Raw genomic sequence first — 11,981 nt, 5'->3', positions numbered from 1 at the left:
GGAAGAATTGTGAACGGTTTTTTTAATGTGTCTTCCTCACCGCATGTCCGCAGTGGAGAGACGACAAGAAGTATCATGCTGGATGTGGCCATTGCCCTGATTCCGGCATCAGCATTTGGTGTATATCGTTTTGGACTTCATGCACTTCTGGTTCTGTTGATTTCTATCGCAGTTGCAGTGCTGTCCGAATATGCATTCCAGAAGATTACAGGACAGAAAGTAACGATCGGAGACGGAAGTGCACTGGTAACAGGTCTTCTGATCGGTTTGAATATGCCGCCAGAGATTCCACTCTGGATTCCGGCACTTGGCAGTATTTTTGCAATTATTTTTGTAAAACAGTTCTTTGGAGGAATTGGACAGAACTTTATGAACCCGGCATTGGGTGCAAGATGTTTCCTTCTGATTTCCTTCACCCAGCTGATGAGTGATTTCACTGTGGATGGTGTATCTGGAGCAACGCCTCTGGTACAGCTTTCTTCCGAAGGCAGCACCAATCTGATGTCAGCATTTTTAGGATTTACCAGCGGAACGATCGGCGAGATCTCCGCACTGGCACTGCTGATCGGTGGAGCATATCTTCTGATCAGAAAAGTAATTACCTGGGAAATCCCGGTGATTTACGTAGCTGCATTTGCAGTGTTTGAATTTATTTTTGGTGGACATGGATTTTCACCGGTCTTTGTGGCATCTGAGATCTGTTCCGGTGGTCTGCTTCTTGGTGCCATCTTTATGGCAACTGATTATGTAACCAGCCCGATGACAGAAAAAGGAAAAGTACTGTATGCCGTATTACTTGGTGTGCTGACCGGTATCTTCCGTACATATGGTGCATCTGCAGAGGGTGTTTCTTATGCGATCATCATCAGTAACCTTCTGGTTCCACTGATCGAGCGTATCACAATGCCAACCGCATTTGGATATGAGAAGAATGCACTGGATGGCGAAGGATCTGGTATTTCCCTTAAGACATACAAGCCTGCTATTTCTCTGCTGGTGATTACACTGGTTGCAGGTCTGGCACTTGGTGCAGCTTATGAAATGACAAAGGGACCGATCCAGAAGGCTGAAGAAGCAGCAGCAGTAGCAGCTTATGTAGCTGTATGCCCAGATGCAGAAGATTTCCAGGAATCTGATGATCTGGAGGCAAAAGCAGAAGAGCTTACGACATCTGACAGTGATATTTCCAATGGTACTTATGGTAATATCGTCTTTGAAAGTGTATATCAGGGACTGGATGCATCTGGAAATACAGCAGGTTATGTAGTAAATGTAACATCTAAAGATGGATTTGGTGGCGATATTACGATTACCGTTGGTATTTCAGAAGATAAGAAAGTAACTGGTATGGAATTCCTGACTATTAATGAGACGGCAGGTCTGGGAATGAATGCCCAGAATCCTGATTTCATGAATCAGTTTATCGGTAAAGAAGGAACCTTCAATCTTGTAAAAGACGGAGCTTCCGGAGAAAATGATATTCAGGCGCTCAGTGGTGCTACCATTACTTCCACCGCTGTAACAAATGCAATGAATGCCGCACTGTACTTAATTGACAGTGCAGCTGAGTAAAGGAGGTGCGAGTGATGAATCCATATAAAGAGCGAATTTTAAATGGTATTATAAAAGAAAATCCAACATTTATCCTCGTGCTGGGTATGTGTCCGACACTGGCAGTTACCACATCTGTGAACAACGGTCTTGGCATGGGATTATCTACTATGGCGGTTTTGATCCTTTCGAACCTGCTGATTTCAGCACTGAGAAATGTGATCCCGGACAAAGTAAGAATTCCGGCCTATATCGTAGTAATTGCTTCACTGGTAACAGTAGTGCAGCTGCTCCTTCAGGCCTATATCCCATCCCTGTATGATTCACTGGGACTGTATATTCCGCTGATTGTAGTGAACTGTATTATTCTGGGACGTGCAGAAGCATATGCTTCCAAAGCAACTCCTCTTCTGGCAGCCTGCGATGGTATTGGAATGGGCCTTGGTTTTACCATTGCCCTGACTCTGATTGCATTGTTCCGTGAGCTGATCGGAGCAGGAACAATTCTGGGATTCCAGGTTATGCCATCCGCATATCAGCCAATCGCAATTTTCGTAAGAGCCCCAGGTGCGTTTATTGTACTGGGAACTCTGATTGCAATCTTAAATGGTCTGAATATTAAGAATGCAGCAAACAAGAAAGTAGAAGGATGCGATGGCGACTGCTGTGGTTGCGGCTCATCCTGTGCAGACAGAAAAGAAGAAAGTAAGGAAAGCTAGGAGGAAGAGACATGTCAGAAATGATTTTGGTTTTAGTTGGTGCGGCACTGGTAAACAACGTAGTGCTCAGCCAGTTCTACGGTCTGTGTCCGTTCCTTGGAGTTTCCAAGCAGGTCAAGACCGCAGCAAGTATGGGACTTGCAGTTATCTTTGTTATTACGATTGCATCGGCAGTTGCCAGTCTGATCTACAGTCTGGTACTGGTACCATTCAATCTGGAATATTTACAGACGATCGTATTTATTCTGGTTATTGCCGGCCTGGTACAGTTCGTAGAAATGTTTCTGAAAAAATCCAGCCCGGCGCTGTACAGTGCTCTGGGTGTGTATCTGCCACTGATCACCACAAACTGTGCAGTTCTTGGCGTTGCTCTGACGAATGTACAGAAAGAATATGATTTTGTAACCAGTGTGGTAAATGGTATCGGTACATCTGTTGGATTTACTATTGCCATTGTAATTATGGCAGGTATTCGTGAAAGAAATGCAGACAACACAATTATCAAACCATTACAGGGTATGCCAATCGTACTGTTTACAGCAGCACTGATGGCGATTGCCTTCAATGGTTTTGCAGGTTTGATCTAAGGAGGAAGAAAGATGAGCGTAACAGCAATCATCATGGCTGCTCTGGTAATTGGAGTAGTAGGTATTATCGTTGGATTTCTCCTGGTGACAGCCGGTGAAAAATTCAAAGTAGAAGTAGATGAAAAAGAAGTGGCGATTCGTGCTGAACTGCCGGGAAACAACTGTGGAGGCTGTGGATTCCCAGGTTGTGACGGCCTGGCAGCAGCCATTGCAAAAGGTGAGGCTCCGGTTAATCAGTGCCCGGTAGGCGGTGCACCGGTTGCAGAAAAGATCAGTGCGATTCTTGGAGTAGAGATGACTGCTACCGAGAAGCAGGTTGCATTTGTGAAATGTGCGGGTGACTGTGATGCTGCACAGGAAAAATGCAACTACTTTGGAATCAAAGACTGCCGTACAGCGGCTGTTGTTCCGGGACGAGGAACAAAGAAATGTACACATGGATGTATGGGATTTGGTTCCTGCGTGAAAGCATGTCAGTTTGATGCAATTCATGTAGTGAACGGTGTGGCAAAAGTTGACCGTTCCAAATGTGTGGGCTGTGGAGCATGTACCAAGGTATGTCCTAATGGACTGATTTGCCTGATTCCAGACAGTTCTGTATATGTAGTACAGTGTAGTTCTCAGGAAAAAGGTAAGGCCGTGAAAGAAGCCTGCAGTGCTGGCTGTCTTGGATGTACAGCATGTGTAAAGCAGTGTGAACACGAAGCAATTACCATGAACGGCAATGTAGCTGTGATTGATCAGTCCAAGTGTGTAAAATGTGGAAAATGTGCGGAGAAGTGTCCTGCAAAGGTAATCCGCATGCGAGAACTTTAAAGAATAAGTCTTACGATAGAAGTGTGAGTATGAAAAAGAGCGGATCCATCAGGATTCGCTCTTTTGTTCTACTTTTGGTAAGTACATATGTACTTTATCAATACGGTTTTTATCCATTTTATCCACAACCAGACGTATGCCGGATTCAGTAGTGATTCCCTCATGAAGTTCTGGAAGATGATCCAGCTGCTCGATGATGTAACCGCCGATTGAGTCATAATCCTCGGAGACCAGAGCCAGATCTTTGTCAGGCAGATGCAGGGCATCATTGATATCGTCAAGCTTCATAGAGCCCTCAATAATATATTCATGATCAGATATTTCTTTAATGAGATCCGCCTCATCGTTATCGTATTCATCACGGATTTCTCCAACAATCTCTTCCAGAAGATCTTCCAGCGTGATCAACCCTACTGTCGCACCATATTCATCCAGAACAATAGTAAAGTTAATAGAGTCTTTTCGCATTTCATCCAGAAGTTCAGCAGTATTTTTAAACTCATAGGTGAAGAACGGCTCACGAATATGTTCTTTCAGACGAAAACCAGAAGTACCACAAAGAAGCAGATCTTTGATATTCAGAACACCAATCACGTTATCATTGCTATCTTCATATACCGGATAGCGTGTGAATTTTTCTTTCCGGTAGATTTCCAGGATATCCTGAAAAGAGGCATTGATATCAATGGATACCATATCTACACGTGGAACCATAATGTCTTTCGCCTGGGTATCATCCAGATCAAATACATTATAGATCATCTGTTTTTCATCCTGCTCGATTTCACCATCTTCGTGACTGACATTCACATAGGTACGTAATTCATTTTCTGTAATGACATCGTTGCGTTTATTTGGATCTATATGGAACAATTTCAAAAACAGGTGGGACAGTTTGTTTGTTACAAAAATAAAAGGTGTCATGATAGTCATGAGACCATAGATCACGCCTGCATAGGCCAGTGCCAGTTTCTCTGCATAGGAAGCAGCCAGGGTCTTTGGCGAAATCTCACCAAATATCAGAATGACCAGAGTTAGAATACCGGTACAGACACTTACACCAATACTGTTAAAGATATGAAGTGCAAGGGTGGTGGTCAGTGAGGAAGCGAACAGATTGACAATATTGTTGCCGATCAGGATTGCTCCCAGCATTTTTCCCGGGTTATCAATTACCTTTAATAAGGTACTGGCTCGCTTGTTGCCTTCTTCAGCCAAAGTCATAATCTTAATCTTGTTTACCGTAGTCAGTGCTGTCTCTGCGGATGAAAAAAATGCAGAGAGCAGAATCAATACAATAATGACGCCTAATATGGCGGGGTCACTGGAATTCAATTCATCATCTCCAATCTATAGTTTCTTATCCGACATCATAACCTATTTCTGACAAAATTTCAATATAATAAATAATACCACACTTAGAATCCATTATTCTGCGAGGAATTTTGGATTCGTATCTGTGAAGAAAATAAACAGATACGAAACATATATCAGAAAGAGTGGCATATATATTTATCATAAAAATCATAAAAAGAGGAGTGCGATATGAAAGTACAGACAGAACTTAGAATCATGATCAAAGCCCTGCTGCTTTCCTATCTGGTGACGGGAGCAGCTCTTTTACTGGTGGCATTTTTATTGTATCAGATGGAACCGGAGGAAAGTATGGTTCTGGCCGGAATTCAGGTAATCTATGTGCTGGGAAGTGGAATCTGTGGCTTCGCAGCCGGAAAAGGAATCCGTAAGAAAAGACTTTTGTGGGGAATATCGGCAGGAATTTTCTATTATCTGTTTCTTCTGCTGGCTTCTGTATGCATAGGTGATATGACAGCATCATGGGTTCAGCTCCTGACAACCTGTGCACTGTGTCTTGGTGGTGGAATGCTGGGAGGAATCTTGTCCTGAGACAGTGAGTCTTGCAATTTGAAAAAAATTATGTTATATTATGGCTATTCATGTATCTGATTTTTCAAGTCGATTCGACAGAAACCCATGATAGACACAAGTAAGGAACTACAGAACAATATCACACAAAGCGTAGATAAGTTGAGACGGAAAGTAGAAAGGACGATAATATGACAAGAGAACAATATGAATCTCTTTCTGCTGCCCAACTGAAAAGTATTGCAAAAACAAGAGGCTTAAAAGTGAGCAGCGGAATGCGTAAAAGTGAGGTTGTGAATCTGATGCTGGAAGAAGATGAGAAAACCGCTCAGACAGAGAAAACCGTGCAGAAAGATGAGACATCAGAGAAACAGGCAGATAAAGTGGCAGAAAATAGTACTTATCAGGAAGGAACGGCTGAAAAAAAAGAAAAAGAGGATGACAAGCCATACATTGATATGGCACAGCTGGATAGTGGAATTCGTGTCAGCGGAATCCTGGAAGTTATGCCAGATGGATATGGTTTTATCAGAAGCAATCATTATCTTCCGGGAGAAAATGATGTTTATGTATCACCATCCCAGATTCGAAAATTTAGTTTAAAGACCGGCGATATTATTGAGGGAAATACCCGTATCAAGACAGCACAGGAAAAATTCAGTGCATTATTATATCTGACAGGCATCAACGGTATGGCACCATCTGAAGTAGTAAAAAGATATAATTTCGAAGATATGACACCAATATTCCCCAATCAGCGTCTTCGGGTAGAACGGGGAAGCAAAGAGGTATCTATGCGAATTGTAGATCTCATATCCCCGATTGGAAAAGGACAGCGAGGAATGATCGTATCTCCGCCAAAGGCTGGTAAGACAACCTTGTTGAAGAGCATTGCCCAGTCTCTGCTGGAGCATAATCCGGATCTGCATCTGATTGTACTCCTGATTGACGAACGCCCAGAAGAAGTAACTGATATCAAAGAGGCGATTGTAGGAAAAAATGTTGAAGTAGTATATTCTACGTTTGATGAACAGGCAGAACATCATAAACGTGTTTCGGAGATGGTAATTGAGCGTGCTAAGAGACTGGTGGAACATCAGGAGGATGTGGTGATACTTCTCGACAGCATTACCAGACTGGCCCGTGCTTACAACCTGGTAGTACCGCCAAGTGGCCGAACCCTTTCAGGTGGGTTGGATCCTGCAGCACTTCATATGCCGAAAAGATTTTTTGGTGCAGCACGAAATATGAGAGAAGGCGGCAGTCTGACAATTCTTGCCACAGCACTGGTGGATACAGGAAGTAAAATGGATGATGTAGTATACGAAGAATTTAAGGGAACCGGTAATATGGAACTGGTTCTGGATCGTAAGTTATCTGAAAAGAGAGTCTTCCCGGCTATTGACATCCCGAAATCCGGTACCCGCAGAGAAGACCTGCTGCTGGATAAAGAAGAACAGGAAGCAGTTTATATTATGCGTAAAGCTCTCAATGGAATGAAGTCAGATGAAGCAGTAGAGAATATTCTGAATATGTTTGTCCGGACGCGTGATAATAAAGAGTTTGTTCAATTAGTAAAAAAACAAAAATTTATTTAAAGTAGTATTGCAAATATGAAAACGGTATGCTATAATTCGGTTGTTATTGGCATAAGTATGCCATAAGTTTAACTGTAGGGACTTACAGGGTTAGCCCGGGATATCTTGCTGTGGATACATCAGGAGCAGCATTGGCCGGGAAGGATTGGGAGTATCCCATAGGCAGTTCACGAATATAATATAAGAGGTGAAAGACATGAGAGAAGGAATCCATCCTGAGTATTATCAGGCAACAGTAACTTGCAACTGTGGCAATACATTCGTGACAGGATCTACAAAGAAAGATATCCACGTAGAAATCTGCTCCAAATGCCACTCATTCTATACAGGTCAGCAGAAATCCGCTGCTGCACGTGGACGTATTGATAAGTTCAATAAGAAATACGGTATTAAATAATAAGAAGCGTAAGGTAAGGTTGAGGTTGGAAAATCTCAACCTTTTTGCTAGGAGGAAAACATGGGCGTGAAGGGTTCAGGCATTGGCGGCCAGGCAGTCATGGAAGGCGTTATGATGAAGAATGGAGACCGCTATGCGGTAGCTGTTCGAAAGCCAGATAAAGAAATTATTGTAAAGACTGCTGAGTCTCCAGGATTTGTAAAAGGAAAGAAGTTTTTGGGGCTGCCATTTGTCAGAGGTGTGTTTAATTTTGTGGATTCTCTGGTACTTGGTATGAAGACACTCACGTATTCGGCCGGATTTTTTGACGATGAAGAAGAGGAAGAACCGGAAAAGGAACCATCAAAGCTGGAAAAGAAGATCGATGATTTCCTTGGAACGAAAAAAGGAATGGATCTGTTGATGGGAGTAACGGTTGCTTTTTCCATGGTGCTGGCGGTTGCAGTATTTATGATTCTGCCATATCTGCTGTCACTTTTACTGAGAAAAGTGACAGATTCCCAGTCATTGATTGCAGCCTGTGAAGGTGTGCTGAAGATCGCTATATTTATGGGATATATAACTCTGATCTCCAGAATGAAAGATATTCAGAGAGTGTTTATGTATCATGGCGCTGAACATAAGTGTATCAACTGTATTGAACATGGAATGGAGCTGAATGTGGAAAACGTCATGAAAAGCTCCAGAGAGCATAAGCGTTGTGGAACCAGTTTCCTGCTGATTGTTATGGTAGTCAGTATTATTCTCCATATGTTTATTCGCGTAGATTCCAAAACACTGGGATTCGTGATTCGGATTCTTTTGCTTCCGGTTGTGGCAGGTATTTCCTATGAGTTTATCCGCCTGGCAGGAACAAGTGATAACAGGCTTGTAGCATTGCTCAGTAAACCAGGAATGGCACTGCAGCATATGACAACAAGAGAGCCTGGTCCGGATATGGTGGAAGTAGCGATTGCTTCTGTGGAAGCGGTATTTGACTGGAAGAAGTTCCTGAATGAGAACTTTGGAGCAAACTACGAACTGACAGAGAAAGAGTATGTAGTTGGAGAGACGATTGTGCCGGGAACAGAAAAAAAATCTGCTGCCCAGCTGAAGAAGACAGAAGAGGTCACTGCATGACCTGGCAGGAAGCATATAAAAGGGGCACAGCCAGGCTGCAGCAATGCGGTGTGAAAGAAGCAGGTGCAGATGCCTGGATTCTGATGGAAGAATATGGAAAAACAGATCGGGCACATTATTTTCTGCGACAGATGGAAGAGATGCCTGAAGAAGCATGGCATAGTTATGAATGTGCCATTGCAAAAAGAGCACAGCGAATTCCGGTACAGCAGATAACCGGAAAGCAGGAGTTTTGTGGACTGGAGTTTCAGGTGAATGAACACGTACTGATTCCCAGACAGGATACAGAATGCCTGGTAGAGGAAGCAATGAAAAAGGTGAAACCGGGAGACCATGTGCTGGATGTATGTACCGGCTCGGGCTGTATTATTATCAGTATCCAGAAGCTGATGAGGGATCAGTGTGTCTGCTGCGCAACAGATATTTCCAAAGAGGCTCTGAAAATGGCTGAAAAAAATGCAATGCATCTGGAAGCAAAAGTAAGGTTTGTACAGGGCGACCTTATGGAAAATGTGGCAGGACGCTATCATTGTATTGTTTCTAATCCACCTTACATTGAGAGTGAAGTGATCAGAGGACTGGAACCGGAAGTGCGGGATCATGAGCCGATGCTGGCACTGGATGGAAAGGAAGACGGACTCTTTTTTTACCGGAAGATCATAAAAGAGGCATTGCATTATCTGGAGCCAGAGGGATGGCTGTTATTTGAGATTGGATATCTGCAGGGAGAGGCAGTGAGTACACTGATGATTCAGAGCGGATACCGGGAAGTGACTGTGAAAAAGGATCTGGCCGGACTGGACCGGATCGTACTGGGACAATATCGGCCCTGACAGATAAAGGAGGAACTATGTTTGATAAACTGGAGGATCTGCTGATCCGTTTTGAAGAAGTATTAAATGAACTGAACGAACCAACAGTTGCCAACAATCAGGCTCGTTTTCAGAAACTGATGAAAGAACAAAGCGATCTGCAGCCAATTGTGGATGCTTATAAAGAATATAAAGACTGCAAACAGACAGTAGAAGATTCTGTAGCCATGCTGGAAGAAGAATCAGATGAAGAAATGCGTGAAATGTTAAAAGAAGAACTGTCTGATGCAAAGAAGCGTATTGAAGAACTGGAAAGAGAACTGAAGATTCTGCTTCTGCCAAAGGATCCTAATGATGATAAGAACGTTATCGTAGAGATTCGTGCCGGTGCAGGTGGAGATGAAGCAGCGCTTTTTGCAGCAGAGATGTATCGTCTTTATGTAAAATACGCAGAGAAGAATCGTTGGAAAGTGGAACTGATGAACTGCGATGAGATCGGAATTGGCGGAATGAAGGAAGTAAACTTCATGATTACCGGAAAGGGTGCCTATTCCAAACTGAAGTATGAAAGTGGTGTACATCGTGTACAGCGTGTCCCTGAGACAGAGTCAGGCGGAAGAATTCACACTTCTACGATTACGGTTGCGGTTATGCCGGAAGTAGAAGAGGTAGATGTAGTGATTGACGAAAAAGATATTCGTATTGATGTTATGCGTGCATCAGGAAATGGTGGACAGTGTGTCAATACGACTGACTCGGCTGTACGACTGACCCATTACCCGACCGGTATTGTGGTATACAGTCAGACAGAGAAGTCTCAGCTGCAAAATAAGGCAAAAGCATTTGCACTGTTACGTGCAAAGCTGTATGATATTGAGCAGCAGAAGGCACACGATGCAGAAGCAGAACTGAGAAGAAGCCAGATCGGTACAGGAGATCGTTCTGAGAAGATTCGTACTTACAACTTCCCGCAGGGACGTGTGACAGATCACAGAATCAAGCTGACACTGTATAAGCTGGATTCTATTATGAATGGTGATATTGATGAGCTGATTGACAGTCTGATTGCTGCGGATCAGGCAGCAAAGCTGGCCAATCTGAATGAAGAATAAATAGCGTGAAACGCAAAGCTAAGGAGCGGACAGTATGGGAAAATATTTTGGAACAGATGGTTTCCGTGGGGAAGCAAATGTAAATCTTACGGTAGAACATGCATTTAAAGTAGGAAGATTTCTGGGCTGGTATTTTGGAAGAAATCATAAAGCAAATATTGTGATTGGGAAAGATACCAGAAGAAGCAGTTATATGTTTGAATATTCACTGGTAGCTGGACTGACAGCATCCGGTGCAGATGCTTACCTGCTCCACGTAACGACAACACCGAGTGTATCGTATGTGGTTCGTACAGAAGATTTTGACTGTGGTATTATGATTTCAGCGAGTCACAATCCATTTTATGATAATGGAATAAAAATTATCAACGGACATGGCCACAAGATGGAAGCAAGTGTGGAAGAACTTATCGAAAAGTACATCGATGGAGAAACTGAGGAACTTCCGCTGGCTACCAGAGAAAATGTGGGACGTACCATAGACTATGTAGCAGGAAGAAACCGTTATATCGGTTATCTGATCTCCCTGGCTACCCGATCCTTTAAGCGGTACCGTATTGGTCTGGACTGTGCTAACGGAAGTGCATCTTCTATTGCAAAGAGTGTATTTGATGCACTGGGAGCGAAGACTTATGTGATCAATAATGATCCAGATGGAACGAATATTAATACGAACTGCGGATCCACTCATATTGAGGTACTTCAGAATCTGGTAAGAGAAAAAAAACTGGATGTGGGATTTGCCTATGATGGAGATGCAGACCGCTGCATCGCTGTAGATGAGAATGGAGAAGTGGTAAACGGAGATCTGATTCTTTATGTATGTGGAAAGTATTTAAAAGAAAATGGTCGTCTGAAAAATGATACGGTGGTGACAACCGTAATGTCTAATTTGGGATTATATAAAGCGTTTGACCGTGCCGGAATTGAGTATGAAAAGACTGCGGTTGGAGATAAATATGTATATGAGAATATGATGAAAAATGGTCACTGCCTCGGTGGTGAGCAGTCAGGACATATTATCTTCAGCAAACATGCGACAACTGGGGATGGTATTCTGACTTCACTGATGATCATGGAAGTACTGACAGAGAAGAAGATGAGTCTGGCAGCGCTGACTGCTGATGTAAGAATCTATCCACAGCTTCTGAAAAATGTACGGGTTGCTGACAAACAGGAAGCCCGTGAGAATCCGGCAGTGGTAGAAGCAATTCAGAAAGTAGAGCAGGAACTTGGTGAAGACGGCCGCATTCTGGTAAGAGAAAGTGGAACAGAACCTGTGATTCGTGTTATGGTGGAAGCATCCGAAGAAGCGCTTTGTGAAAAGTATGTAAATCAGGTAATTGATGTGATGACAAGACAGGGGCTGGTAGTAGAATAGCCGAA

At 43.2% G+C, this 11,981-nt stretch carries 12 protein-coding genes and 1 pseudogene; 12 read left to right on the top strand and 1 reads right to left on the bottom strand.

Annotated elements, in window-relative coordinates:
* Positions 1-9: 9 nt before the first annotated feature.
* From OCV47_RS16035 to OCV47_RS07225, 5 genes and pseudogenes are all read left to right on the top strand, one after another.
* Positions 10-933 (top strand): annotated as a pseudogene (locus OCV47_RS16035) (RnfABCDGE type electron transport complex subunit D); the annotation flags it as partial.
* 63 nt (positions 934-996) lie between these two features.
* Positions 997-1,572 (top strand): RnfABCDGE type electron transport complex subunit G, encoded by a 576-nt coding sequence (locus OCV47_RS16030; RefSeq protein ID WP_416888008.1) that lies wholly within the window; start codon positions 997-999, stop codon positions 1,570-1,572.
* 14 nt (positions 1,573-1,586) lie between these two features.
* A complete protein-coding gene (rsxE, locus tag OCV47_RS07235) occupies positions 1,587-2,270 on the top strand; it encodes an electron transport complex subunit RsxE (protein WP_117448191.1) in 684 nt (227 codons plus the stop codon).
* An 11-nt stretch (positions 2,271-2,281) separates the two neighbouring features.
* The gene (locus OCV47_RS07230) at positions 2,282-2,857 is read left to right on the top strand and encodes an electron transport complex protein RnfA (RefSeq protein ID WP_117448192.1); all 576 of its coding nucleotides are present in this window, start codon (positions 2,282-2,284) and stop codon (positions 2,855-2,857) included.
* Positions 2,858-2,869: 12 nt separating this feature from the next.
* Entirely contained in the window at positions 2,870-3,673 is an 804-nt protein-coding gene (locus tag OCV47_RS07225; protein WP_262654518.1) for an RnfABCDGE type electron transport complex subunit B, read from the top strand.
* A gap of 48 nt (positions 3,674-3,721) precedes the next feature.
* On the opposite strand, the gene OCV47_RS07220 is transcribed toward OCV47_RS07225, so the two are convergent.
* Positions 3,722-5,008 carry an HlyC/CorC family transporter gene (locus tag OCV47_RS07220; protein ID WP_117448194.1) on the bottom strand — a complete coding sequence of 429 codons (1,287 nt, stop codon included), beginning with the start codon at positions 5,006-5,008 and terminating at the stop codon, positions 3,722-3,724.
* Between the two features lie 210 nt (positions 5,009-5,218).
* On the opposite strand from OCV47_RS07220, the gene OCV47_RS07215 reads away from it, so the two are divergent.
* The 7 genes from OCV47_RS07215 to glmM all read left to right on the top strand — a co-directional run bounded on the left by OCV47_RS07215 (position 5,219) and on the right by glmM (position 11,976).
* Positions 5,219-5,578, top strand: coding sequence for a TIGR04086 family membrane protein (locus tag OCV47_RS07215; RefSeq protein ID WP_117448195.1), 360 nt, complete (start codon positions 5,219-5,221; stop codon positions 5,576-5,578).
* A gap of 170 nt (positions 5,579-5,748) precedes the next feature.
* Entirely contained in the window at positions 5,749-7,155 is a 1,407-nt protein-coding gene (gene rho, locus OCV47_RS07210; RefSeq protein WP_262654517.1) for a transcription termination factor Rho, read from the top strand.
* A gap of 196 nt (positions 7,156-7,351) precedes the next feature.
* Positions 7,352-7,552: a 50S ribosomal protein L31 gene (gene rpmE, locus OCV47_RS07205; RefSeq protein WP_117448197.1), complete on the top strand. Its 201-nt coding sequence runs from the start codon at positions 7,352-7,354 to the stop codon at positions 7,550-7,552.
* 66 nt (positions 7,553-7,618) lie between these two features.
* A complete protein-coding gene (locus OCV47_RS07200) occupies positions 7,619-8,671 on the top strand; it encodes a DUF1385 domain-containing protein (protein WP_256300955.1) in 1,053 nt (350 codons plus the stop codon).
* Positions 8,668-9,504 (top strand): peptide chain release factor N(5)-glutamine methyltransferase, encoded by an 837-nt coding sequence (gene prmC / locus OCV47_RS07195; RefSeq protein WP_262654516.1) that lies wholly within the window; start codon positions 8,668-8,670, stop codon positions 9,502-9,504. The genes OCV47_RS07200 and prmC overlap by 4 nt, the downstream gene beginning before the upstream one ends.
* 17 nt (positions 9,505-9,521) lie before the next feature.
* On the top strand, positions 9,522-10,595 hold the full coding sequence (gene prfA, locus OCV47_RS07190) for a peptide chain release factor 1 (protein ID WP_117448199.1): 1,074 nt from the start codon (positions 9,522-9,524) through the stop codon (positions 10,593-10,595).
* Positions 10,596-10,629: 34 nt separating this feature from the next.
* A complete protein-coding gene (glmM, locus tag OCV47_RS07185) occupies positions 10,630-11,976 on the top strand; it encodes a phosphoglucosamine mutase (RefSeq protein WP_262654515.1) in 1,347 nt (448 codons plus the stop codon).
* Positions 11,977-11,981: the final 5 nt, after the last annotated feature.

Origin of the sequence: Muricoprocola aceti (genome assembly GCF_025567005.1) — a bacterium.
GTDB classification, from domain to species: Bacteria; Bacillota; Clostridia; order Lachnospirales; family Lachnospiraceae; genus Marvinbryantia; species Marvinbryantia aceti.
Note: the sequence above shows the minus strand (reverse complement) of the source record. Positions and strands in the feature narration are given on the sequence as shown.